The sequence below is a fragment of the Rhodococcus sp. Q genome, assembly GCF_005503035.1.
Classification (GTDB): Bacteria; Actinomycetota; Actinomycetes; order Mycobacteriales; family Mycobacteriaceae; genus Rhodococcus_G.
The window spans coordinates 13,022-36,730 of sequence record NZ_SCOY01000022.1 but is presented as its reverse complement, the minus strand read 5'-3'; the positions used below and the strand labels follow the sequence as shown (position 1 = coordinate 36,730).

Sequence of the window (23,709 nt, the reverse complement as noted above, 5' to 3'; positions counted from 1 at the left end):
TCGACAGCCCGAGGTGACCCACCCGCACACAAGCTCGGGCCCCGAGCCGGACCGCTCAGTTCGCCTGTCGGAGCAGGTCGGCCGCCTTCTCCCCGATCACCACGCATGGCGCGTGGGTGTGGCCGCGGATGATGGTCGGCATGATCGACGCGTCCGCGACGCGCAGCCGGTCCACCCCGCGCACCCGCAGCTCGGGATCGACGACGCTGGCCGCGTCCTTGCCCATCCGGCAGGTTCCGGTGGGGTGATAGAGGGTGTGCGAGGTGCGCTCGAGCGCGGCTGCCAGCACGTCCTCGAGGGGGGTCGGGGAGGTCACGGCGGGCCGGATCATCTCGCCGAGAAGGGATTTCAGCGCCGGGGCGGAGGCGAGCGCCTCGCACACCCGCAGGCCCTCGAGCATCGCCCGGCGGTCGACGCCGCCCGCGTCGCTGAGGTAGCGCGGATCGATGATCGGCTTGTCCGCGTGGTCCGCCGACCGCAGCGTGATCTCCCCGCGGCTCTCCGGCTTGAGCAGGATCGCGCCGAGGACCGCCGCGTGTTCGGCGGCGGGCACGAGGCCCTCGTCGAAGAACGGCGCGGGCGCGAAGATCATCTCCAGGTCGGGTAGCGCGAGTTCCTCACGGCTGCGGGTGAACCCGTACGCCTCGCCCACATTCGAGGTGAGCATCCCGCGGCGCCGGACCAGGTAGTTGGCGAGCTCGGGAAGCTTCTCCGCGGCGAAGAGTGTGTCCGTTTCGACGCGGTAGCCGAGCATCGACACCAGGTGATCGGACAGGTTGCGACCCACCTCCGGCAGGTGATGCCGCACGGCGATGCCGTGCCTGCGCAGCTGCTCCTCGTCGCCGATGCCGGACAGCATCAGCAGCTGCGGGGTGTTGATCGCGCCGCCTGCGAGCACCACCTCCTTGCGGGCGCGGACAGTGCGGCGCACTCCGCCCTGCAGGTACTCGACCCCGACGGCGGCGGATCCCTCGAACAGCACCCGGGTTGCGGCGGACTCGGTGAGCACGGTCAGGTTGGCGCGCTTGCGCGCGGGCGCGAGGTAGGCGTCGGCCGTGCTCCATCGGGCGCCGCGCTTCTGGGTGACCATCGTCTGCGAGAAGCCCTCGGGTGCGGCGGTGTTCGCGCGCTCGACCGGGAACCCCGTCTCCCGTGCCGCCTCCAGGTAGGCGCCGGTCAGCGGGCGGGGGCTGCGCTGGTGGCTCACCGTCAGCGGGCCGGTGGTGCCGGCGTCGTCGGTGGCGGCGCCCTCCACGTTCTCGATCCTGCGGAAGTACTCCACCACGTTGCCGAAGGACCAGGAGTCGTCGGCGAGCTCGGCCCACTCGTCGTAGTCGGCGGCGAAGCCGCGCACCCACATCATGGCGTTCATCGACGAGGAACCGCCGAGCGTCTTCCCGCGTGGCCAGTAGATGCTGCGGCCGCCGAGCCCGGGCTGGGGCTCGGTCAGGTAGTCCCAGTCGACCTCGCTGCGGAACAGCTTGGAGAAGGCCGCGGGAATGTGGATGTACTTGTCCTTGTCCGGCGGCCCGGCCTCGAGGAGGACGACCTCGGTGCGCGGGTCGTTGCTGAGCCGGCCGGCCAGCGCGGCGCCGGACGATCCCGCACCGACGATGACATAGTCGGCGACCGACGATTCCTGGATCATGCGTTCATCTCCACATCGAGAGGTGTTGGGGGGAAGGTACTTCTGCCGTGGCGCGGAACCGTGCACTCAGCCGCGCAGCGCCGAGGCGAAGATCGCGGGCAGACGGGTCCACGACGGCTTGCCGGCGAACTCGGTCAGCCGCCTGCCGGTACCGGCGGCGGTCCGGTTGGTGACGAACCACGGCGGCTTCGGCGAGATCGACCACTCCCGGTGCAGCAGCGATCGCGGCGACGGCCGGAACGGCCCGCGCACCACGGTGCGCTCGGGCCGGTCGATCAGCAGCGCGTTGTGGACCACCCCGATGCCGCTCTGCACGTCGCTGAGGGTGTGGCCGGGGAACGCTCCCCAGGTCGCCGCGGGGGTGAGGTAGCCGACCCCGGTCCACGCGTTCACCGCGATCGTCCCGTACCGCAGCGACTCGAGCAGCGCGTCGAACCGCGTCCCCATCGAGTCGATGGTGCCGGGCTCGCCGATGATGTTGACCCCGAGCGTCCCGACGAACTGCTCGTTGACCACCTCGGCCGCGCGGGCCGCGAACTGCTCGCCGTCGTGCGGCAGCTCGATCACCCCCAGCACCGGCCCGAAGTACTCGGTCTGCACCAGCGGGGCGAACTCGTCGGGCTGCAGGCCCGACACCAGCACCCGGCCGCCGCGCTCGCCCAGCCGCTCGGCCTTCGGGTAGGACTGCGCGGCCGAGGCGACCCGGTCGTCGCTGCCCGGGTAGTAGGCCGGGCGGGCGGGGGCGCGGTCGACGGCGGCGCGCAGCGCGGCGACGAACTCGTCGCGTTGCGGCCACCGCGAGGACAGCACGACCACCTGCGACGCGATGCAGTTGTAGCCGCCGTTGTGCAGACGCTGCGTCGCGATGTGCTCGGCCTGGAACTCGATGTCGGCGCGGCTCCAGGCGCCGGGCAGCACGATGGTCGGCGACACCCCGCCCAGCTCGCTGGTCATCTCCTTGTCGAGGACGGGCTCGCCCGCGGCCTTACGGCGCGCGCCGTCCTCGCCGGTGCCGAAGACGATCGCGTCGTGGGTGAGCGCGCTGCCGGTCATGTGCACGTGGTCGACCAGCCGATGTCGGGTCAGGTAGGTGCCGATGTCGGCGCCGCCGGTCAGTATCCGGACCGCGCCGATCGCGATGAACGGCTCGAGCACCTTCTCGAAGACCGGCAGCATCAGATCCATGATCGGGTTGAGCTTGAGCGCGACGACGCGGTTGTGCGCGAACAGCTCGTACAGGGTGTCGAGCGGGGCGATCGAGGTGATGTTGCCGGCGCCCAGCACCACCCCGACGCCCTGCGTCCGGGTGGGATCAAGCTGGGCGAGGCCCGCCTCGCGTTGTGCCGTCGCACGATCGATGCCCGGCTGCAGCCAGACGTCGGCGCTGAACCCGCTCAGCAGCAGCCTGTCGAAGACGCTCATCGGCAGCGCCCGCACGGTGGTGCGGCCGCCGGGGGCGGTGCCGAAGGTGGCGTCAGCGAGCGGACTGGTGCCGGACTCGAGCCTTTCGAGGCTGGCGGACAGCGTCGTCGCGCCGGTGGCCACCGAGTACGGACCGGATATCCACTCCTCGCCGACCAGGGCGGAGTCGGGGTCGAGACCCTTGATCTGCACTGCCGCTGCCACCCATTCGGCGGCGTGCTGCACCGTGAGGTCGCGGACTCGGTCGAGCAGTTGCCGCCGGCGACCCAGGGACAGGCCTGCCCAGGACTTCTCACCCTCGACAAGGTCGGCCAGGGCCTGATCGATGGCCGGGTGGGTGCTGGCAGGGTCGTGATCGGACACTGGACAACTCCGTTCGATTCGAGGCAGGCGGGGCCGGACTCGTCGGATCTTCTACTGTGATCCTCGTCGCATCGGGGGCCGCGCGCCATAGGCGGACGGCGCCGAAGTCGACGGCCTGGTTGTGCGACCGCACAAGTCGCTGTGGCGTGGGTCACCCAGGGACGGCTACCCTGGGGCGATGTCCGTCAGTCCCGAACTCGCTCCGCCCACCCCCACCGAGCTGCTGCACGACATGCGCGCCTCGGTGGACGATCTCGCCGACGAGCTGGTCGCTCGCATCGTGGCGGCCGAGCAGGATTACGCCGACGCCTCGCTGCTGACGCCGGAGCAGCTGCGGTTCGCGTGCTGGGACAACCTGTCCTCGATGCTCGCGAACCTCGACGGCACCGAGCCGGTGCGCCTGGAGTCGGCCCGCACGGCCGGGCGGATGAAGGCGGAGCAGGGCGTGTCGCTGGCCGCGCTGCTGCACGCCTTCCGGCTCGGCGGGCGGTTGATCTGGGAGGAACTGACGGCGCGCGCGGACGGGCGTGCCAGCCAGTGGCTGCTGGACATGGCCGCGCAGGTCTGGGCGCTGGTCGACGTCTACTCCGACGCCGCGGCCGACGCCTACCGGGAGGCGGCCGACAGGCGGGCTCGCGAGGACGTCGAGGCGAGCAGGCGGCTGATCCGGATGCTGTTCGCGAACCACGCCCTCAATCCTGCTGGCGTCGCGGATGCGGTGCGGGCGTTCCGCATTCCCGAGAGGGCAGCTTTTCTTGTTGTCTCCGTTCGAGATTCGACGTCATGCCCGTCGGCGGACACGTTGCGATCGAGGCTGACCGGGATCGGCATCGATTCGGTGTGGGACACCGAGGTCGACGGACTCCTCGGCCTGCTGTGGGCGCCGGCCGCGGCGGCACTGGACGCAGCGCTGGGCGAGATGGGCGGTGCAGCGATCGGGGTGAGCCGCGGGTTCGCTCGGCCGGGCGGCATCGGGGAGGCGGTGGAGCAGGCCCGGCTGGCCCGGAGCTGCGCGCCCGACGGCGTGGGCGAACCGACGCGCTTCGACTCGGTTCCGGTCTCACTGCTGGTGATCCGGCAGCCGGACGCGGGGCAACTCGCCGCCCGTCAGGTCCTGGGTCCGGTGCTGGACCTGCCCCCCGACGAACGGCACAACCTCCTGACGACCCTCGACGCCTGGTTCGCTGCCCGCGGCTCGACCGCGGCCGCCGCCGCGAAGCTGCACTATCACCGCAACACCGTGCTGTACCGGCTACGCCGGATCCAGGAACTGACGGGGCGAGATTTCGTCGATCCGGTGCACGCCGCCGAGTTGTACGTGGGGCTGTGCGCCCACCGGCTGCTCGGCACCGGGCAGGAGTGAGCGCGAATCCAGGACAGCACCGTGAGGCCACCACCTGACTCGGTGGCGGACTTCTCGCAGTGCGGCTCGTTCACTCACCAGGAATCCGTCGTCGACGGACAGGCTCTACATGACCGCGGCGTCGACCATCCGGTGTGCGACGTCGGTGTCGCCGAACATCTCCAGCGTGGCCAGGGGTCGGCGCCGCCACATCGTCAACAGCAACTCCTGGGCGGTGCCGCGGATTGCGACGTCACCCTTCGCGTGTCCGGCCTCGACCTTCACACCGTCCGGGCCGAACGTGAGCAGCCACTCGGCGTCCGGGGTGTCGGTTCCGTGCAGGTGGACCGTCTTCCCGTGCAGTGGGGTGGGCACCTCCGGGAGTGCGCGGATCAGGACGAGCCGCGCCCATTCGTCGACGCCGTCCGCGGCACCGAGCGAGTCGACGGGTTCGGGAGCAGAGCCACCAGCGGCATGGACCGCGTCCGCGGCGTCCACCCGGTGCACCGCGACTTCGTGCGCCTGCCTGCGCGCCCAGAATCGGACGGCTCCCGGGCCGGTGAATGTCGGTGCGGGCCGATCGAAATCGTGCTTGTCGAACTCCGCGAGCAGTTCGTCGAGCGCGTCCCGGTACGCGGGCAGGCAGTCGCGCCCGTGTGGCAACGACTCGGCCGATGCGGACGTCGCCATCGACGCATCCGGGCCTGCCGCGAGGGTTGCCGACACCCAGCGGTGCACCCGGCCCGTGTGCCGCACGACCCGCTCCAGCGTCCATCCGGGGACGGTGGGTACGGGTGCGTCGAGAGCATCGGGCGGCATCGCCGCGAGGCGCATGCCCTCGGTGCGCAACATTGCGAGGTGTTCGTCCGGAGTCATGCCTGCACGCTAGACCGGATGAACGCGGCGACGTCGGACGTGACGCGGCGATGTACCGGCTCGTGCAGCAGATCGTGACCTGCGTCCTCGTACTCCCGCAGTTCGGCACCCGGCACCGCCGCCGACCATGCCCTGGCGCCGTCGATAGGGGCGCGTCGGTCGTCGAGGCCGTGGACGACGAGGACCGGGCACCGGACACCCGCGACGGCGTCGGGGTTCGCGGCCGCGGCGCGGGGCAGCCCGCACAGGACGACCGCCGCGAACCGAAGCGGTGCCCGGTTCACAGCCGCCACGGCAGTGGCGGCGCCGAGGGAATGCCCCATGATCGCCAGTGGCAGTCCGGGTCGGTCGCCTTCGGCGATGTCGGCGAGCAGCAGCGCGTTGGTGGCGAGGTCGTCGATCGGTCCCGGTTCGCCGGGTTCGCCTTCGCTGAGCCCGTGCCCGACGTGGTCGAGCGCCCACATCTCGATCCCGGTGGCGCCCAGTGCCCGCGCGAATCGGTGGTAGTGCCCGGTGTGCTGACCCATCCCGTGCAGGAACACGAGTCCGGCGACGGGATCCGCGCACGGCCAGCGGCGGTGGTGGACCTGCCCGGATGCGCCGTCGAAGAATCGGGAGCCGGTCACGAGACGTCCCTATCGCGGGCGGCCCACGTGCTCGGTGCCACGGTCCGGTCTCCCTTCGTCGGGTCCGGGGGTCCGGACGCTCCGCCACCGTACCGTCGGTGGTCTCTGCCATAGTCGGTCCGTGTTCCTCCTCGACGACCACATCGTGCACAGCACCAGCGACCTGGCGCGGGCAGCGGACTGCGAGTTCGCGCTGCTCCGCCGGTTCGATGCGAAACTCGGCCGCGGCGAGGTGGCGGACGCCGCCGACGGCGCCGACCCGATGCTGGCCCGGACGTCCGCGCTCGGCGACGCACACGAGCATCGACGCCTGGTCGGGTATCGGGAGCGGTTCGGTGACGGCGTCGTCGTGATCGAGCGACCGAAACTCGTCGGCGCGGCGCTGACGGCCGCCGCGACGGCGACCCTCGACGCCGCGAACGCAGGCGCGGACGTCATCTACCAGGGCACGTTCTTTCAGCGCACGACTCTGGGCGGCCGATTCCTCGGGTTCTGCGACTTCCTGGTCCGCGGCGAGGACGGCTACCAGGTGATCGACACCAAACTGTCGCGGCATGCGCGGGTTCCCGCACTGCTGCAGCTCGCGGCGTACGCCGACGCCCTCCGCCGGTCCGGTATCCCGACCGCCCCGACGGCCGGCCTGGTCCTGGGTGACGAGACCACCGTCAGCGTCCCCCTCGCCGATGTGACGCCCGTGTTCGAGCGGCGCCGCGACGCGCTGGCCCGGCTTCTCGACGACCACCGGCGCGGTGGGACGCCGGTGTCGTGGGGCGCGGTCCGCGCCTGCGGGCGCTGCGAGTCGTGCACGCCGGAGGTGACGCGCAGCCGCGACCTGGTGCTGGTCGCGGGGCTACGGTCGACGCAGCGCGAGACGCTGATTCGCGGCGGCATCACCACGATCGACGCGCTGGCGGCGGCGGATCGGCCGGTCCACGGGATGACGTCGGCGACCTTCGACTCGCTGCGCGCTCAGGCGGCGGTGCAGGTCCGCTCCGAACCCGGCGAGCCCGACTTCGAGGTGATCGGTGGCGGTGCGGCGCTCGCCGGGGTGCCCGCGCCGGACCCGGGCGACATCTTCTTCGACTTCGAGGGCGATCCGCTGTGGGCGGAGAACGGCTCGACCGACTGGGGTCTCGAGTACCTGTTCGGGGTGATGGAACCGGACGGGACGTTCCGGCCGTTCTGGGCGCACGACCGCGAGCAGGAGCGACGCGCGTTGCTGGACTTCCTGGACTACGTCACGGAACGACGGAAACGCTTCCCGCACATGCACGTCTACCACTACGCAGCCTACGAGAAGACAGCACTACTACGGCTTGCCGGACGGTACGGGGTCGGTGAGGACGCCGTCGACACCCTGCTGCGGGACAACGTCCTCGTCGACCTCTACCCGGTGGTGCGGGGTGCGGTCCGGGTCGGTGCGCCGTCGTACTCGATCAAGAAGCTCGAGCCGCTGTACATGGGCGATCAGCTGCGCAGCGGCGACGTCACCGACGCAGGCGGGTCGATCGTCGCGTACGCCGACTACTGCGATCTGCGGGACGCGGGCCGCGGCGACGACGCCGCGGTCCTGTTGAAGGGCATCGCGGCCTACAACGAGTACGACTGCCTGTCGACGCTCCGGCTGCGGGACTGGCTGCTCGGTCTCGCCGCCGACCGCGGGGTGCGACCGCACCCGGTGCAGGAGGCGTTGGACGTCACCGTCGAGGAGCCCGACCCGAGCGAGGTGGCGCTGCGCGCGCACGTCGGCGACGCACTGGCGGGTGCGCGGTCCTCGGACCAGCAGGCGGCCGCACTGATGGCGGCGGCGCTCGGCTACCACCGCCGCGAGCGGAAACCGTTCTGGTGGGCGCACTTCGAACGGTTGACGGCTCCGACGGACGAATGGTCGGGCACCGCCGACGTGCTGGTCGTCGAGTCGGCGACGGTCGTGGAGGACTGGCACAAGAGCACCCCTCGGCAGCGCAAGCTCCGCCGTCGGATCCGGCTCGTCGGCGCGTGGGGCACCGGATCGACGGTGCGGGTCGGCGATTCGCCGTTCGCGCTGTACGACGCCGCGACGGGTGTCGGCTTCGGCGATGCCGGCTCCCGCGGCACCGCGGGCGTCACCGTCGTGGCACTCGACTCGGAGCCGCGACCGGACGGAAACCCGCGGGACGTGGTGATCGTCGAGGAACTGCAGGGCGAGGGCACCCACGATCCCGTCCCGATGGCGCTCGCGCCCGGACGCCCGGTACCCACCCGCCGGATCGAGGCGTCGATCGCCGAGCAGGCGTCCGCGATGGTGGCCGCGCTGCCGTCGATGCCGGGCACGGCGGCAGTGGACATTCTGCGGCGGATTCCGCCGCGGACCCTGTCGGGCGCGACATTGCCCGTCGCCGATCCCGACAACCGCGCTCCTGCGATCGTCGCGGCACTGCTCGACCTCGACGATTCGTACCTGGCGGTGCAGGGCCCGCCCGGTACCGGCAAGACCCACACCGGCGCAGCCGTCGTCGCGGACCTGGTCACCCGGCACGGTTGGCGGGTCGGTGTTGTCGCGCAGTCGCATTCGGTGGTCGAGAACATGCTCGACGCCGTCGTCCGGTCGGGTGTTCCCGGAGACCGGGTCGCGAAGAAGCCCGGCTCCGGTGTCACCGCGGCCCCGGAGTGGACCGAGCTGGATCCGAGCGGGTTCCCGGAATTCCTCCGTCAGCACGAATCGACGGGCTGCGTGATCGGCGGCACCGCATGGGATTTCGCGCATTCCGACCGCGTCCCCCCGGGAAGCCTGGATCTGCTGGTCGTCGACGAGGCGGGACAGTTCGCGCTCGCCAACACGGTCGCCGTGGGGAATTCGGCACGGAACCTGCTGCTGCTCGGGGATCCGCAACAGCTGCCGCAGGTCAGTCAGGGCATCCATCCCGAGCCCGTGGACACCTCGGCACTCGGCTGGCTGGCACACGGGGACACTGCTGGAGAACTCGGCCTGATCCAGCACGGCGCGCTGCCGCCGGAACTCGGCTATTTTCTCGACGTCACGTGGCGGATGCACCCCGATGTGTGTGCGCCGGTGTCGGCGTTGTCGTACGACGGGAGGCTGCACTCCAAGGAATCGGTGACCAGGGCGCGGCATCTCGACGGAGTGGAGCCGGGCGTCCACGCCCACCTCGTCGACCACGTGCGCAACTCGACCTCGTCGCCGGAGGAGGCGGCGGCGATCACGGCGGCAGCGACCGCACTGATCGGCGCCCGGTGGACCGCGTCCGCAGCCGCACAGCCGCGTCCACTCACCGCGTCGGATCTCCTTGTGGTGGCGCCGTTCAACGCCCAGGTCACGCTGATCCGGGCGCATTTGACGGCCGCCGGACTCGGCGACGTCCTCGTCGGGACCGTCGACAAGTTCCAGGGCCGCGAGGCCGCGGTCGTGTTCGTGTCGATGACTGCGTCGTCGGCCGCGGACGTTCCGCGCGGGATCGGCTTCCTGCTGTCGCGGAACAGGTTGAACGTCGCCCTGTCCCGGGGCATGTGGCGGGCGGTGATCGTCCGCTCCCCCTCGCTGACCGACTACCTGCCGACGACACCTGCCGGGCTGACCGAACTCGGTGCGTTCCTGCGCACGCACCACAGCGTCTGACGGAGGCGTTCGCGGATGGCTACGCCATCTGCCCGGTCACTCCGGGACGGCCGCGAGAACGAACTCGCACCAGCGCACGTTCTCGGCCTCGAAGGCGATACCTCGGGCCAGCGTCAGGTAGGACCCGATGCTCACGCCGGCGGCGAGAAACGACTTCTCGGTCCGGCCTGCCAAGAGGTGCTCGCGTCGTTTCTCGTATCGCTTGAGCTTCGCCTCCGACGCTTCGAGCATGCGCTGGACGTTGACCCGCACCGCGGGGGCGGTCTCGGTGTCCATCGCCTCGACCTGAACCAGCAACTCGTCGCGGATGGCAGTGGGTTTCGGTGACCGCGAGGCGAAGTCACGCAGCGCGCTTCTGCCGGCGTCGGTCAGCGTGTACATCCGCTTGTTGGGCCGCTTCTCCTGCTCGATGGTTCGGGCGACGATGAGGCCCGCTTCCTGCATCTTGTCCAGTTCGCGATAGAGCTGCTGGGGGGTGGCGGTCCAGAAGTTCGCGACGGTCACGTCGAACGACTTGGCAAGGTCGTATCCCGAGTACTCGCCCGTGGTCAGGGCGGCGAGGATCGCGTCTTGGAGCGCCATGCCCTCATGGTAGGCGACCAACTGCAACTATTCACCAAGTTGAATAGTCGCCTCTGCTGGACAGGATGTTCCCGCCGCCGTATCCCACCGGGGTCGACGTCCGGCTCGGCTCGAAGGTGGACGACTCCCGTCCCGACCTGTCGCGGCGGCAGTCAGCCGAAGCACTGCCCCTCACCACGGTAGGTCGGGACCGTGGTGACCGCGCCGCCCGCGTCGACGAGGTGGACGGCGGTGAACCGCTCGCACAGCTCGCCCGCCTTGGCGTGCCGGAACCACACCCGGTCGCCGATCCGCAGCGCGGACGCCGCGAGACCCGTCACCGGCGTCTGCACCTCGCCCGCACCCTCGTTACGGAGCAACTTGAGGCCCGCGGGCCACACCGGGGTCGGCACCCGGGACGCGCCCGCCGGACCGGACGCGATGTAGCCGCCGGAGAACAGCGTCGCGATCTTCGGGGTGGGGCGGCGCACGGCATCGAGCGCGAAGAACATCGCCGGGCGCGGCGTGAACGCCCGGTAGCGGTCGAAGAGGGTGGGGACGAACAGACCCGATCCTGCGGTGACCTCCGTGACCGCAGGGTCGGCCGAACTCACCTCCAGCGAACCGGTGCCACCACTGTTGACGATCTCGAGCCGACCCACCACGGAGGTCACGGCGTCGACGACCGCGCCGCGGCGAGTCGACAACTCGGACGCGGACGCCTTCTTCACCAGTCGCACGGCGGCGCTGGAATCGGGCAGGCCGGCGATCTGGGCCTCGTAGAACATCACGCCGACGACCGCGAAGCCGCGGGAAGCGGCCACCCGCGCGAGCGTGGCGGCGGCGTCGGGGGTGCGGAGCGGCGAACGGCGGACACCGAGGTGCACGGGTCCGATGCGCAGCGAGGCGTCCACGTCGAGGCAGAGCCGGGCACCGGTGGCCCCCGCGGCGGCGATGACGTCGAGGTGCTCGGCGCAGTCGACCATCAACGTGATCGCCTGCCGGGCGTCCGCGTCGGAAGCGAGGTCGGCGAGGGCCGCGCGGTCGACCGTCGGATAGCCCATCAGGACGTCCCGGGCGCCCTTCTCGACGAGCCACAGCGCTTCCCGCAGCGAATAGGCCATGATTCCGCGGAAACCACCGGATTCGGTGAGTCCGGCCCCGAGGGCACGTTCGAGGACCGCGCGGGCGCGTACGGACTTGCTGGCCACCCGGATCGGGGTCCCCGACGCGCGTCGCACGAGGTCGGCGGCGTTGGCGTCGAGCGTCGGCAGGTGGACGGCGGCGAACGGCGCGTCGAAGGCGCTGGTCGCGGCGTCGAGCCGGGCGACGACCGCCTCGGTGGTCGTTTCGGCAGGGGCAGGGCGGTCGATTGTCGCGGACACGGAAGCAGTCAACCATCGAGTTGGACGACTGTCCATGACGAGTTGCCCTCTCAGACCTCGACGGCCTTGCCGGTGACCAGCTGCACCAGGTCGTCCAACTCCGCGATGACCGCTTCGCTGTCTCGTTCGACGAGCCAGCGCAGGACGATGCCGTCGATGACGGCGAGCGCGAAGGTGGCCAGGTGGGCGACCGGCTCGGTCCACCGCATCCCGACATGTTCAACGGAGCGCTCGAGGAACTCGACGGCCTCGGCGTCCATCGTCGCGTACTGCTTCGCGGCGATCGAACCGGCGAGTTCGGCGCCCGCGGCCTGCTGCCGCAGCCCGTAGGCGGTGATCTCATAGGTGAGCAACTGCCGGTTCGGCGTCGCCTCGATGATCGGCCACATGGCGGACAGTCCGCTGTGCAGGAGTTCCCGAAGTCCGCGCGGACCGCTCTGCGCCTCCTCGGTGCGCGCCTGCCCGAACGCGTACCGCAGTGCCTGGCTCAGCTGCAGGACGAGCGCCTCGCCCATCGCCGCGACCAGCGCTTCCTTGCTCTCGAAGCAGTAGTGCACGACACCGAGGGACACCCCCGCGTCTTCGGCGACAGCACGGATGGTCACGGAGCTGACTCCACCCCGTTCCGCGATACCCATCGCCGATTCCACGAGTTGTGCGCGGCGTTCGTCCGCCGGGAGCCTGTTCAGCATTCGACAATCGTAAAACGTCCGGATGGGAATCCGTGTGAAGTGTTGACCTGGACGGACGTCCAGGTAATAGTGAGTGAATGGATTCACAGACCTGGCACAACTGGGCCAACAGCGCCGGTGCCACCCCGCGGCGGTTCGCCACGCCGAGTTCCGTCGCGGAACTGAGTTCCGAGATCACACGAGCAGCGAGTGAGGGCCTGCACGTCAAGTGCGTCGGCGCGGGCCACTCGTTCACCCCCATCGCTGTGACCGACGGCGTGATGATCAGTCTCGACAACCTGCAGGGCATCGAATCCGTGGTGCCGAACGCCGACGGCGCCCTCGTGACTGCGCTCGCGGGCACCCGCCTCCACGAGCTCAACCCGCGACTGTGGGACCTCGGCCTCGCGATGATCAACCTCGGCGACATCGACGCCCAGTCGATCGCAGGCGCGATCGCCACCGGAACGCACGGAACCGGCGCCCAGTTCGGCGGCCTCGCCACCCAGGTCCGAGCCCTGCAGATCGTGCTGGCCGACGGCGCGATCGTCGACTGCTCCCTCGAGGACAACCCCGAGCTGTTCCACGCCGCCCGTATCGGACTCGGTGCGATCGGCGTGATCGCCAAGATGACCCTGCAGTGCGCACCGGCCTACATGATGCGTGCCGTCGAGGCACCCGCACGCCTCAGCGAGACGATGGCGAACCTGGACGAGCACATCCAGGGGACCGATCATTTCGAGTTCTACTGGTTCCCGCACACCGACCGGGTGCTGACCAAGCACAACACCCGCCTGCCCGTCGACGCCTCACCCAAGCCGGTGAGCGCGGTGCGCTCGTTCATCGACGACGAACTCCTGTCCAACACGCTCTTCGAGGGCGTCAACCGGGTCGCCACCCGCGTGCCGTCGGCGATCCCGAAGATCAACGACGTCACCTCCCGCGCGCTGGGCGCGCGCGAGTTCGTCGATCGCAGCTACCGGGTGTTCGCGTCGCCGCGACGTGTCCGGTTCCGGGAGATGGAGTACGCCGTCCCCGCCGAGGCCCTGCCCGAGACGCTGCGCGAGATCGACCGGTGGCTGGAGACGTCCGGATTCACCGTCGCCTTCCCCGTCGAGGTGCGCTTCACCGCAGCCGACGACCTCTGGATGTCGACCGCGTCGGGCCGCGACACGGCGTACGTTGCCGTGCACCAGTACCACCGCCGCGACCACCGTCCGTACTTCGACGCGGTCGAGGCGATCGCCCGCGCCGCCGACGGGCGCCCGCACTGGGGAAAGATGCATTCGCGCACCGCAGCCGACCTACGTCCGACCTACCGTCACTTCGACGAGTTCCGCTCGGTCCGCGACAAGTACGACCCGGAGCGGGTCTTCGACAACGCCTACCTGCAGCAGGTACTCGGCTGAGAATCAGCCGCCGAGGAGTTGGGCCTTGCGGCTCTCGCTCGCGAATGACGCATGGATCGAGTTGTGCGCCAGCGTCTCCCGCTCCTCGGCGGTGAGGCCGATCGCGGCAACGAGGCCGGCGAAGTTGTCGTCGACGTAGCCGCCGAAGTAGGCCGGGTCGTCCGAGTTGACCGACACGTTCAGCCCGGCAGCCAACATCGCCCGCAGCGGGTGGTCGGCGAGCGAGTCGATCACGCGCAGACGGACGTTCGACAGCGGGCACGCGGTGAGCGGAATCCGCTCCCGGGCGAGACGCCGCACCAGATCCGGGTCCTCCAGGCAGCGGATGCCGTGGTCGATCCGCTCGACACCGAGCAGGTCGAGCGCCTGGACGATGTAGTCCGGCGGGCCCTCCTCCCCGGCATGTGCGACCACGTGCAGCCCGGCGGCGCGGGCCCGCGCGAACACGTCGACGAACAGGGACGGCGGATATCCGACCTCCGCCGAGTCCAACCCGATCCCGATGATCGGCGCTCCCACCGCCAGCAGGTCGGTCAGCAGGGCGTCGGCTTCCGGGACGGGACGGTCACGCAGGATCCCCGCGATCAGACCACTGGTGACACCGAACTCGGATTCGCTCGCCGAGACCGCGTCCGCGAGACCGTCGAGGACCTCGGACAGCGGAACGCCCCGCGCCGTGTGTGCCTGCGGGTTGAAGAAGATCTCCGCATGCCCCACCCCGGCGTGGGCGGCGCGCTCGAAGTAGGCGCGGGTCATGTCGGCGAAATCCTGGGCGGTCCGCAGCACCGCCATGTTCGCGAAGTACAGGTCCAGGAACGACTGCAGGTCGGTGAACTCGTAGCGGGAGCGCAGGTCGTCGAGGTCCGCGTACGGTAGCTCGATCCGATTACGCTGTGCCAGTTCGAGAATCAGCTCGGGTTCGAGCGATCCCTCGATGTGCATGTGCAGTTCTGCGAGCGGTGTCATCACGGGTTCCCGTCGTGTCGGTTCGGATGGTCGTGTCATTCGGCTGGCTGCACGGCCGGCGGCGACCAGGACTGGTCGGTCGGCAGGTAGGCGCGCAGCATGAGGACGAATTCCCCCTCGGGTGCGGGCAGCCAGTTCGTCCTTCCCTCCGGCGGCGGTGAACTGGAGATCCAGACGTCGAGCGAGCCGTCGTCACCGCGGACCAGTCCGGGGGTCCGGTCCCCGATCGAGTAGCGGGCAATGCTGTTGGGCACGAGGAACATGTCAGGCCCGTACAACGTGATCGACCAGAATCCCTTCGGGTCGACCGGCGGCAGCTGATCCGCGTCGAAGTGCAGCGCGTAACCCGTCGACCCCCGCAGCGTCTCGCCGTCCGTGTCCTCGCGGGTGACGTGGTACATCGACTCCTCGGGCACGTTCGCTCCGAGACCGATCTTCGCGACCGTCGCCCGGTGCAGGTAGTCGGTGCCGTACCGCCCGGCGTCCTCGAGGGTGGTCCACGATCCGGCAGGGCCGTCCGAGCCCTCGGCGATCAGGTCGTCGAGGCGCTGACCGCCGATCTCCACTCCGGACGCGAGCGCGGCGACGTCCTCGGGATCACCCGTGCTCGGCGTCGCTCCGGGTGTGACGCCGAGCTGCGCGATCTCCTCGAGCAGCGGCGCATCCGCCTCGGGCGGCGGGTTGGCGGCGAGGACCGCGGCCAGCTCGTCGAAGAACTCCGGACCCGACGCGGCCACTGCCTGCGGAGCGGGGTTGTTCCCGCAGTCGTTCGGCGGCAACGGCGGGGGCGTCGTCGTGGGCGCGGGGCCGACCACCCGCATGGAGTACTGCTTCTGCGCGGCCTGCGCGGCAGGCTGGTCGTCCATGGACTCGACCAGGGTCCGTCCGATCATCCACGCGTCCCAGGTCGGAGACTCCACGACGACGGCGGCGGCGGTGCCGTCCGGCGCCGCACCCGTCCAGCCCGGCGGCACGATCAGGAACGACCCTGCGGACGAGCCGGTCTCCCTGGTCCCGATGTTTGCGAAGACGTTGCTGTAGATGTCGAGGAGCTGGAATCCGAAGTACCGCTCCCCCATGTCCGGATGTGCGAGCAGGATCGGCCCCGACCTCAGGTCGAGCCAGGCGACGGAGTACAGGGTGTCGACGTTGGGCGCGACGACGGTCCGCGAATCCGGTCCCGACATCTGCGGCTGGTTGTAGAGCTGGTTGATCGGCAACAGGCAGGTCATGTTCGCCCGCGTCCTGGTCAGCACCACTGGCGCGTACCCGTAGACGAAGCCGTCGGCGGCGGTCTCGGCGCGGTCGCGTTGCTCAGTTGCCGCGGCGTCCTCGGGGGACGCCCCACACGCGGCGATCATTGCAGCACCGAGGATTCCGGCCGTCGTCGCCGCCACCATCCGGATGAACGACCGCCGTCGCACCTCGCAACCCATGGTGACACTCTAGATTCACCGGCCGGTGTAGTGCGCCTTTCCTGGTCCCACCTCGAGGAAGCTGCGCACGGCCCCGCGCAGGTCCTCGGTGCCGAACAGTGTGCCGGACACGTCGGGAGTGATCGAATCCGCGTGCGCCACACCACCGGACCGCCACGCCTCGATGATCCGTTTGGTCGCGGCGTGCGCCCGCGTCGGCCCGTCGGCGAGCCGCACGACGAGCGCCTTCGCCGCGGCGTCGACGTCGTCGTGGATCGCGTTGACCACTCCCCAGGACCGCATCGTCTCGGCGTCGTAGAGGTCGCCCGTCATGACGAATTCACGCGCCCGGCCCGACCCCGCACGTTCGGCGAGGCGCTGCGGACCACCCATCGACGGCGTCAGCCCGACGACCGTCTCGACGAGACCGAACTTCGCCTTCGGCGCGGCGAGGACGATGTCGCACGCGAGGGAGATCTCGAACGCCGCCGTGAGCGTCAGGGCGTGCGCCGCGTAGACGACGGGGCACGGCAACGCCTCGATCTGGTGGATGATCTCGGCGAACAGGGTGCGCCACAGTTCTGCGCCCTGCTCCTCGGTGAGCCCGTCGAACAGGTGCACGTCGACACCCCCGGACACGACCCGCCCCTCGGCCCGCAGCAGCACGGCTCGCGGCGGCGCCGCCGTGAGCGCGTCGAGGTCGGCGGTGAGCGAGTCGAACATCGCGCGATCGAAGAGGTTCAGCGCCCCGTCGTCGAACGTCAGGACGGCGACCTCCGCGCCTGCGTCGGTGGTGATGCGTTCGAGCCGGGTGGGGCGGGCGGTGTCGGTCATGGATGTCAGCCTGCCACAGGGTCGGGCCGATCCTCCGATTCCCGGGCCGGGGCCCAGCCGGCGTTGTTCGTGGGACGCGAGAAGCACAGTGACGCAACGAAACCAACCAGCAGGACGGCGGCGGGAAGGAGCACCGACTGACTCATGGCCGAACTGAATCCGTCCTTGATGAAGTCGGGCATCGCGGTGGCCATGCCTTCGTGCGCGCCGCCACCCGAGGGCACGCCGTTCGCGGTGAGACGGGAGGTGATGAGCGCACCGATGCCGGCGCTGCCGAGCACCGCGCCCACCTGCCGTGTCGTGTTGTAGACGCCCGATCCCGCGCCCGCCTGATGCTGCGGCAGATTCCTGGTCGCGGTCGCCGCGAGCGGCGACCAGATGAACGCGTTGGCGACGCCCATCAGCGCGATCGGCAGCAGCAACTCCCAGATCGCGGTGTCCGGCTTCATCACCAGCGCCAGCCAGCCGAGCGAGATCGAGAGCATCAGGAAGCCGGGCGCGGCGATGTAGCGCGGGTGCGCGCGGTCGACCAGCTTGCCGACGTTCGGTGCGAGCACCCCGGTCAGCACCGCCATCGGAACCATCAGCAGCGCCGAGCCCGTCGGGGACAGGCCGCGCACCGCCTGTGCGTAGAACATCAGCGGCAGCACCATCGCGGTGATCGCGAAGCCCATCGACGTGATCGCGATGTTGGCGAGCGAGAAGTTCCGGTCCTGGAACAGCTCCAGCGGCAGGAGGGGTTCGTCCCGGTTCCGGGACTGGTTCCAGACGAACACCCCGAGCAGCGCTATGCCGCCCGCGATCATCAGCCAGATCCGCGCGGACCAGTCGTAGGTGTTGCCCTCCTGCAGACCGAAAACAAGGAAGAACATGCCGGTGGCGCTGAGGATCACGCCGGGGATGTCGAACTTGTGCTCGTGCGTCTCGAGCGTCGGGACGAACCGCATCGCGGCCACGAACCCGATGATGCCGACCGGAACGTTGACGATGAAGATCCACTGCCACCCGAGACCGTCGACGAGAACGCCGCCCGCGAGCGGGCCCACCAGAGTCGCGACGCCCGCGACGGCGCCCCACAGACCCATCGCGGTTCCGCGCTTGTCGGGCGGGAAGATTCGCGTGATGACCGCCATCGTCTGCGGCGTCATCAACGCGGCACCGAAGCCCTGGAACACGCGTGCGACGATCAGCATCTCGATGCTGCCGGACAGACCGCACCACAGCGAGGCCGCGGTGAACAGTGTCAGGCCGAGGAGGTAGAGGCGTTTCGGCCCGAAGCGGTCACCGAGGCGGCCGGTGATGAGCAGTGGCACCGCATAGGCGAGAAGGTATGCGCTGGTCACCCAGACGACGCTGTTGATGTCGGTTTCCAGACTTTCCATGATCGCCGGGTTCGCGACCGCGACGATCGTGGAATCCACGAGGATCATGAAGAAGCCCAGACACAGCGCCCACAGCGCGGGCCACGGCCTGATGTCTGTGCGCTGGGCGATCTCGGTGTCTGTCATGGTTCGTTCCCTGTCTGTCGGGTGAGGCGGGTCAGGTCTGTTGCGGGGCCGGCGTCGGACATCCGTCCGGTCCCACCCACGGCAGTTCGCCGCTGCGGAGTTCGTCGACGGTCGCGAGCAGCCAATCGATCTCGGTTCGCGTCATCGCGCGCTGGTAGTCGACGTGAAGCCAGAAGGCCCGCGGTTTGCCAGGCGCGTTGACCGCGGCACGGTAGGCGTCGAGGACGTCGAGATCGTGTTCGAGCAGCGCGATGCGTTCGAGGAGCAGCCGGACGACGGTGTCGCAGTCGAGGTTGTGCGCCTCGGCGAGCGCCAGGGTGAACTCCGGGTACTCGCGGGTCGGGGTCCCGAGCATCTCGGCAACCCGCCCGGACAGCTGGTCGCGGCCCGTGTCCGTGATGGCGTAGGTGGTCCGTTCGGGCCGGTTGCCGTCGCGGTCCGTCCCGACGGCGGCGACCAGTTCGTCGCGGTCGAGGCGGGCGACCGTGTGGTACAGCGAGCCCGGCCGGAGCTTGACGAGACGGTCCCGATGTCGCTGCCGGAGGAGCTGGACCATCTCGTACGGATGCATGTCGCGCTCGTTGAGGAGTGCGAGGACGGTGATCGCGAGAGGCGTGACCGTCACGGTCACCTCCCTTCCATCAAATAGTCCAGACGGAATATACGGCGTGGAGCAACTGGGCGGCAAGCCCCCCGACCCCGGTACCGATAGCGTCGACGTGTGGACTCGCACCAACTCGACATCGTCTCCCTCGCCTGGTGCCGGGAACTCGGCCTGCCGCACGACGCACTACGCCGACCCGGTACCCGCACCGTACGACCGGACCCCGACACCGTCCGGTTCGTCCGTCTCGGCGACGCGAGTGCCCTCGTCGGACCCGAATGGCTGCTCGACCGTGCCGCCGACCTCGACGACGACACCCTCGCGGCGCGCGCGACGCTCGTCGAACTCACCCGCGACCACCGTGGCCGCGTCGCCGGCCCCCGCCTGCTCGCGTTCGCCGGACAGGTCGGCAGCGACGTCGACGCCGAGGACCCGCTCGTCTCCCACGACCTGCAGCACGTGCAGACGCTGGAGGCGCTGTGCCCACCCGACGACGTCGCCGAAGCACGCCTCACCAGTCGCCGCGCCTGGTTCACCGTCGTCGACGAGACCCGCAGGCCGCTCGCGGGCGCAGGCTACGACGAGTGGCAGGGCATCGTCGCGCGCATCGGAGTCCTGACCGCACCCCAATTGCGTCGTCACGGACACGGATCGGTCGCCGGGCGACTGTGCACCAACGACGCCATCGACGAGGGCATGATCCCGCAGTGGAGCAGCCACCCCGAGAACACCGCGTCCCGCCGGCTCGCCGCACACCTCGGATACGAGGAACTGGGCTCGGTCACCGAAGTCGCCCTGTCCTGAACACACGCGTCATCACCTGACGGACCACCTCGTGCGCCGTAACGTAGCCGGGGTGACCGAAGAGAACAGCACCAGTGGCGCCTACATCGACCCCGGCCAGGAATTCGTCCGGGACACTCGGTACATCGAAACCCGGATCACCGCCGACGGACGCGACGGATACCCCGTCGAACCCGGCCGCTACCGACTCGTCGTCGCCCGCGCGTGCCCGTGGGCGAACCGGGCGATCATCGTCCGTCGACTGCTCGGCCTCGAGGACGTGCTGTCGATGGGCATGTGCGGACCCACCCACGACAAGCGCAGCTGGACCTTCGATCTCGACCCGGGCGGCGTCGACCCGGTCCTGAAGATCCCCCGACTCCAGGACGCCTACTTCGCCCGCGACCCGCAGTACCCGCGCGGCATCACCGTTCCCGCGATCGTGGACGTCCCGACCGGCCAGGTCGTCACGAACAACTACCCGCAGATCACCCTCGACCTGTCGACGGAGTGGAAGCAGTATCACCGCGCCGGCGCCCCCGACCTCTACCCCGAGCACCTGCGCGCCGAGATCGACGAGGTCGCCGACCTGGTGTTCCGCGACGTCAACAACGGCGTCTACCGGTGCGGGTTCGCCGGATCGCAGGAGTCGTACGAACGCGCCTTCGATCGCCTGTTCGCGCGACTCGACTGGCTGTCGGACCGCCTCGCCACTCAGCGATTCCTGGTGGGCGACACCATCACCGAGGCCGACGTCCGCCTGTTCACGACACTCGTGCGGTTCGACCCCGTCTACCACGGCCATTTCAAGTGCAACCGGTCGAAGCTCGACGAGATGGACGTCCTGTGGGCGTACGCGCGCGACCTCTTCCAGACACCCGGATTCGGCGACACCGTCGACTTCACCCAGATCAAGCAGCACTACTACATCGTGCACACCGACATCAATCCGACACAGATCGTGCCGAAGGGCCCCGACCTGTCCGGCTGGCTGACGCCCCACGGCCGGGAGTCGTTGGGCGGCAGGCCGTTCGGGGACGGCACTCCCCCGCCGCCCCCGAAGCCCGCCGAGGTCGTGCCCGCGGAGCACTGGGCCCGCTGAGCCCCGCCCCACGACCGACCGAGTGTGGCGTGCGGAGCGAGGCGCCACGGGCGGACAACTATTCGCCTGCGTAGGTGCCGAAGCTCCAGAACACGCCTTCCGGGTCGCGGCAGGTGAACCCGCGTGAGCCGTAGTCCTCGTCGGTGAGGCCCTTCACGATCGTCGCGCCTGCGGCGCGGGCGCGGTCGTGAAGCTCGTCGGGGCGGTCGGTGACGAGATAGACGGACCCGACGCCGGCCGGCAGTTCGGCGAGAACCGAATCGTCGCGGCGGCTGCCGAGCATGATGCCGCCGCCCTCGGGCCAGTCGAGTTGGGCGTGATCGACGCGATCGCCTTCGCCGTACACGGCCTTCGGGGCGAATCCGAACGCGTCGACGAGGAACGCGATGGCCTCTCGGGCATTCGCGTAGGTGAGCGTGGGCCAGACGTGGGTGACGGTCATGGTGGTGCTCGATTCTGTGGTCATGCCCTCGACGATGCGCGCTGCGCGTCCTCGGTGTCTTGTACGAGTGGGAACTGTTCGTCGGCCCGCCAGGTCGACGGGGGAACACCGGCGAGTGAGCGCCACTCGCGTGCGAGGTGGGACTGGTCGGCGAATCCGCAGTGCGCAGCGACTGCTGCGAGGGTCATGTCGGGCGACCTGCGCTGGAGTCGTTTGGAGCGGTCGAATCGGGCGACCCGCATCGCATCCTTCGGCCCGATCCCGTACTCGGCGCTGAACCGGGTGATCAGGTGGCGTCGACTCCAGCCGACGTCGCGGGCCACGTCGATGACGCGCGGGGCGTCGGGGCCGGTGAGCAGGTGCCAGGCCCGCCGCAGGTGGGGGTCGATCGACGACTCGATACCGGACGCTCGGCGGAGCAGGATCTCGTCGAGGATCGCGAACCGCCGTGGCCACAGCGGCTCGGCGGCGATCCGGTCGACGAGTTCGGTTGTGTCCGAACCGAGTACGTCGTCGAGATCGACGATCCAGGCCCCGAGCGCCGCCGAGGGAACGCCGAGCAGCGCTCGGGACCCGGCCGGCGTCAGCGCGAGTTGGATGCCGTGCTGATTGCCGTCGTGCGCGATGGTGACGGCGGTGGTGGCGAGACCGCTGGCCAGCGCGTCCCACGACCCTTCCGGCTGCTCGGGATGACAGGTGGTGGTGATGCTGACGGGCGCGTCCAAGGACAGCACGACCGTCACCTCCGGCGCGGGTGTACCCAGGTGAACACCCGGCCCGTACCCGACCAGTCGGTAGCCTTCGTACGGCCCGAGGTACGGCCGCAACGGCGTGGCGGGCGCGGCCCGCATCCCCTCGGAGACACCGGTCACCTTTCCGAGGCTAGCTGGGTATCCGGAACAATCGCGACAAGCCGGGCGTTGGGATTGTGTTCGGCGGCCGCCCGTGCGCATCCGAACAGGAGGATGGACCCATGAACATCACCGAACGCGTGGAATCGGCGATCGCGTCCCTGCTCGACAACGGCACCCGGCTGCAGGGGCCTGCCGTCGAGACGTATGTGTCGCGGTTGCGGCGCGCCCATCCCGACGAGACGCCGCAGCAGATCGTCGAGCGGCTCGAGCGGATGTTCCTGACGGCGGTCACGGGCAGCGGCGGTGCGGTCGGTGCCGCGGCGGCGGTCCCCGGGATCGGGACCGCGGGGTCCATCGCGGCCGTCAGCGCGGAGACGGCCTTCTTCCTGGAGGCGAGCGCGCTGTTCACCCTCGCGGTGGCGTCGGTCCACGGAATCCCGGTCGAGAACCACGAGCGCAGGCGCGCACTGGTGCTGTCCGTCGCGCTGGGCGCAGCGGGCATGGAGATCGTCGAGAAGGCGGTCGGCACCACTACGAAGAACTGGGGACTGCTGCTGTCGGGGAAGCTGCCCGCACAGACGATGACGGGCATGAACCAGACCCTGCTGCGGACGTTCGTCACCAAGTACGCGGCCAAGCGCAGCGCGTTGATCCTCGGCAAGCTCGTTCCCGCAGGTATCGGCGCCGCGATCGGCAGCATGGGCAACCGGACGATCGGCAAGGGGGTCGTCGCGAACGCCCGTGACGCCTTCGGTCCCGCGCCGGCCCACTGGGTGATCACCGTCGAGGCATATCCTGACACCTACCCCCAGGGGGTATGATCGTGGCATGACCCGGGACATCCAGTCGAGCACGGGGCCGCGCCGCGCGGTCCTGCTGCTCGCCGTGATCCTCGGGATACTGGCCATGCACCACGTGGCGACCGCGATGCCGGTGTCGAGCCACGACTCGGCCCCCGGCATTGCCGCCGCGGCCGTCGTCGAAGCCGTCACCGACCCCGCGATGCCCGACCACGAGGGCGGCGGCCACGGCGGTGACCAGCACATGTTCGCCGCGTGCCTGGCCGTCGTGTCGGCGGGCGTAGTCCTGGTTCTCGCACTGCTGCTGTTCGGGACGTTCACCGGCACCGCCATCGGGGGCGACCGACGACGCGTGATCCCGGTCCACTCGGGACGTGGACCACCGTTCGCTCGGCCGACCTCAACCCGTCTCGCAACTCTCTGCATTCTTCGGGTCTGACAGGGCCACTGCGCCGTGCGCGCAGTCCGGTCCCACTCGGAAA

The 23,709-nt window shown here is 69.9% G+C and carries 21 protein-coding genes; 7 read left to right on the top strand and 14 right to left on the bottom strand.

Translation table 11 applies throughout. From position 1 onward, the window contains the following. Window positions 1–55: 55 nt before the first annotated feature. Both FFS72_RS18755 and FFS72_RS18750 read right to left on the bottom strand, forming a co-directional pair. The gene (locus FFS72_RS18755; RefSeq protein ID WP_137875345.1) at window positions 56–1,648 is read right to left on the bottom strand and encodes a GMC family oxidoreductase; all 1,593 of its coding nucleotides are present in this window, start codon (window positions 1,646–1,648) and stop codon (window positions 56–58) included. A 66-nt stretch (window positions 1,649–1,714) separates the two neighbouring features. Continuing rightward, on the bottom strand, window positions 1,715–3,433 hold the full coding sequence (locus FFS72_RS18750) for an aldehyde dehydrogenase family protein (protein WP_249353400.1): 1,719 nt from the start codon (window positions 3,431–3,433) through the stop codon (window positions 1,715–1,717). A 178-nt stretch (window positions 3,434–3,611) separates the two neighbouring features. Here FFS72_RS18750 and FFS72_RS18745 point away from each other — a divergent pair, with 178 nt between their 5' ends. Beyond that, window positions 3,612–4,796, top strand: coding sequence for a PucR family transcriptional regulator (locus tag FFS72_RS18745; protein WP_137875344.1), 1,185 nt, complete (start codon window positions 3,612–3,614; stop codon window positions 4,794–4,796). Between the two features lie 105 nt (window positions 4,797–4,901). Here FFS72_RS18745 and FFS72_RS18740 read toward each other — a convergent pair whose 3' ends face one another. Together FFS72_RS18740 and FFS72_RS18735 are read right to left on the bottom strand one after the other, a co-directional pair. Continuing rightward, on the bottom strand, window positions 4,902–5,651 hold the full coding sequence (locus tag FFS72_RS18740; RefSeq protein ID WP_137875343.1) for a maleylpyruvate isomerase N-terminal domain-containing protein: 750 nt from the start codon (window positions 5,649–5,651) through the stop codon (window positions 4,902–4,904). Further along, window positions 5,648–6,277: an alpha/beta hydrolase gene (locus tag FFS72_RS18735; RefSeq protein ID WP_137875342.1), complete on the bottom strand. Its 630-nt coding sequence runs from the start codon at window positions 6,275–6,277 to the stop codon at window positions 5,648–5,650. The genes FFS72_RS18740 and FFS72_RS18735 overlap by 4 nt, the downstream gene beginning before the upstream one ends. Before the next feature lie 121 nt (window positions 6,278–6,398). Here FFS72_RS18735 and FFS72_RS18730 point away from each other — a divergent pair, with 121 nt between their 5' ends. Next, complete coding sequence (locus FFS72_RS18730; protein ID WP_137875341.1) at window positions 6,399–9,893, top strand: TM0106 family RecB-like putative nuclease; 3,495 nt, start codon at window positions 6,399–6,401, stop codon at window positions 9,891–9,893. Window positions 9,894–9,929: 36 nt separating this feature from the next. Here the strand turns inward: FFS72_RS18730 and FFS72_RS18725 are convergent, their stop codons facing one another. The 3 genes from FFS72_RS18725 to FFS72_RS18715 all read right to left on the bottom strand — a co-directional run bounded on the left by FFS72_RS18725 (window position 9,930) and on the right by FFS72_RS18715 (window position 12,531). Further along, window positions 9,930–10,475 (bottom strand): PadR family transcriptional regulator, encoded by a 546-nt coding sequence (locus FFS72_RS18725; protein ID WP_137875340.1) that lies wholly within the window; start codon window positions 10,473–10,475, stop codon window positions 9,930–9,932. A 152-nt stretch (window positions 10,476–10,627) separates the two neighbouring features. After that, window positions 10,628–11,839: an amino acid deaminase/aldolase gene (locus FFS72_RS18720; protein WP_249353399.1), complete on the bottom strand. Its 1,212-nt coding sequence runs from the start codon at window positions 11,837–11,839 to the stop codon at window positions 10,628–10,630. A gap of 50 nt (window positions 11,840–11,889) precedes the next feature. Then, complete coding sequence (locus FFS72_RS18715; RefSeq protein WP_137875338.1) at window positions 11,890–12,531, bottom strand: TetR/AcrR family transcriptional regulator; 642 nt, start codon at window positions 12,529–12,531, stop codon at window positions 11,890–11,892. Window positions 12,532–12,608: 77 nt separating this feature from the next. Between FFS72_RS18715 and FFS72_RS18710 the strand changes: the two genes are divergently transcribed. Continuing rightward, on the top strand, window positions 12,609–13,919 hold the full coding sequence (locus FFS72_RS18710; RefSeq protein WP_137875337.1) for a D-arabinono-1,4-lactone oxidase: 1,311 nt from the start codon (window positions 12,609–12,611) through the stop codon (window positions 13,917–13,919). Between the two features lie 3 nt (window positions 13,920–13,922). Here FFS72_RS18710 and FFS72_RS18705 read toward each other — a convergent pair whose 3' ends face one another. From FFS72_RS18705 to FFS72_RS18685, 5 genes are read right to left on the bottom strand one after another with little or no spacing between them, the layout of a single operon-like run. Then, the gene (locus FFS72_RS18705; protein ID WP_137875336.1) at window positions 13,923–14,888 is read right to left on the bottom strand and encodes an adenosine deaminase; all 966 of its coding nucleotides are present in this window, start codon (window positions 14,886–14,888) and stop codon (window positions 13,923–13,925) included. A gap of 32 nt (window positions 14,889–14,920) precedes the next feature. Continuing rightward, window positions 14,921–16,321, bottom strand: coding sequence for a DUF1254 domain-containing protein (locus FFS72_RS18700; protein WP_137875335.1), 1,401 nt, complete (start codon window positions 16,319–16,321; stop codon window positions 14,921–14,923). Window positions 16,322–16,336: 15 nt separating this feature from the next. Then, window positions 16,337–17,134: an enoyl-CoA hydratase/isomerase family protein gene (locus FFS72_RS18695; RefSeq protein WP_137875334.1), complete on the bottom strand. Its 798-nt coding sequence runs from the start codon at window positions 17,132–17,134 to the stop codon at window positions 16,337–16,339. Window positions 17,135–17,139: 5 nt separating this feature from the next. Beyond that, complete coding sequence (locus FFS72_RS18690; protein WP_137875333.1) at window positions 17,140–18,642, bottom strand: MFS transporter; 1,503 nt, start codon at window positions 18,640–18,642, stop codon at window positions 17,140–17,142. Between the two features lie 31 nt (window positions 18,643–18,673). After that, a complete protein-coding gene (locus FFS72_RS18685; protein WP_137875332.1) occupies window positions 18,674–19,267 on the bottom strand; it encodes a PadR family transcriptional regulator in 594 nt (197 codons plus the stop codon). 96 nt (window positions 19,268–19,363) lie between these two features. Here FFS72_RS18685 and FFS72_RS18680 point away from each other — a divergent pair, with 96 nt between their 5' ends. Both FFS72_RS18680 and FFS72_RS18675 read left to right on the top strand, forming a co-directional pair. Next, on the top strand, window positions 19,364–20,050 hold the full coding sequence (locus FFS72_RS18680) for a GNAT family N-acetyltransferase (RefSeq protein WP_137875331.1): 687 nt from the start codon (window positions 19,364–19,366) through the stop codon (window positions 20,048–20,050). A 52-nt stretch (window positions 20,051–20,102) separates the two neighbouring features. Then, the gene (locus FFS72_RS18675; protein ID WP_137875330.1) at window positions 20,103–21,131 is read left to right on the top strand and encodes a glutathione S-transferase family protein; all 1,029 of its coding nucleotides are present in this window, start codon (window positions 20,103–20,105) and stop codon (window positions 21,129–21,131) included. Between the two features lie 58 nt (window positions 21,132–21,189). Here the strand turns inward: FFS72_RS18675 and FFS72_RS18670 are convergent, their stop codons facing one another. Together FFS72_RS18670 and FFS72_RS18665 are read right to left on the bottom strand one after the other, a co-directional pair. Next, on the bottom strand, window positions 21,190–21,597 hold the full coding sequence (locus FFS72_RS18670; protein WP_137875329.1) for a VOC family protein: 408 nt from the start codon (window positions 21,595–21,597) through the stop codon (window positions 21,190–21,192). Continuing rightward, window positions 21,594–22,445 (bottom strand): helix-turn-helix domain-containing protein, encoded by an 852-nt coding sequence (locus FFS72_RS18665; protein WP_137875328.1) that lies wholly within the window; start codon window positions 22,443–22,445, stop codon window positions 21,594–21,596. The genes FFS72_RS18670 and FFS72_RS18665 overlap by 4 nt, the downstream gene beginning before the upstream one ends. A gap of 101 nt (window positions 22,446–22,546) precedes the next feature. Between FFS72_RS18665 and FFS72_RS18660 the strand changes: the two genes are divergently transcribed. Next, window positions 22,547–23,248 (top strand): YbdD/YjiX family protein, encoded by a 702-nt coding sequence (locus FFS72_RS18660; RefSeq protein WP_137875327.1) that lies wholly within the window; start codon window positions 22,547–22,549, stop codon window positions 23,246–23,248. A 7-nt stretch (window positions 23,249–23,255) separates the two neighbouring features. Next, entirely contained in the window at window positions 23,256–23,666 is a 411-nt protein-coding gene (locus FFS72_RS18655) for a DUF6153 family protein (protein WP_137875326.1), read from the top strand. Window positions 23,667–23,709 lie beyond the last annotated feature (43 nt).

Bases quoted from the DNA above. Each gene is read 5' to 3' on its own strand.
- FFS72_RS18755 (WP_137875345.1), bottom strand. From the start codon at position 1,648: ATGATCCAGGAATCGTCGGTCGCCGACTATGTCATCGTCGGTGCGGGA.
- FFS72_RS18745 (WP_137875344.1), top strand. From the start codon at position 3,612: ATGTCCGTCAGTCCCGAACTCGCTCCGCCCACCCCCACCGAGCTGCTG.
- FFS72_RS18740 (WP_137875343.1), bottom strand. From the start codon at position 5,651: ATGACTCCGGACGAACACCTCGCAATGTTGCGCACCGAGGGCATGCGC.
- FFS72_RS18725 (WP_137875340.1), bottom strand. From the start codon at position 10,475: ATGGCGCTCCAAGACGCGATCCTCGCCGCCCTGACCACGGGCGAGTAC.
- FFS72_RS18715 (WP_137875338.1), bottom strand. From the start codon at position 12,531: ATGCTGAACAGGCTCCCGGCGGACGAACGCCGCGCACAACTCGTGGAA.
- FFS72_RS18710 (WP_137875337.1), top strand. From the start codon at position 12,609: ATGGATTCACAGACCTGGCACAACTGGGCCAACAGCGCCGGTGCCACC.
- FFS72_RS18700 (WP_137875335.1), bottom strand. From the start codon at position 16,321: ATGGGTTGCGAGGTGCGACGGCGGTCGTTCATCCGGATGGTGGCGGCG.
- FFS72_RS18695 (WP_137875334.1), bottom strand. From the start codon at position 17,134: ATGACCGACACCGCCCGCCCCACCCGGCTCGAACGCATCACCACCGAC.
- FFS72_RS18690 (WP_137875333.1), bottom strand. From the start codon at position 18,642: ATGACAGACACCGAGATCGCCCAGCGCACAGACATCAGGCCGTGGCCC.
- FFS72_RS18670 (WP_137875329.1), bottom strand. From the start codon at position 21,597: ATGACCACAGAATCGAGCACCACCATGACCGTCACCCACGTCTGGCCC.
- FFS72_RS18660 (WP_137875327.1), top strand. From the start codon at position 22,547: ATGAACATCACCGAACGCGTGGAATCGGCGATCGCGTCCCTGCTCGAC.
- FFS72_RS18655 (WP_137875326.1), top strand. From the start codon at position 23,256: ATGACCCGGGACATCCAGTCGAGCACGGGGCCGCGCCGCGCGGTCCTG.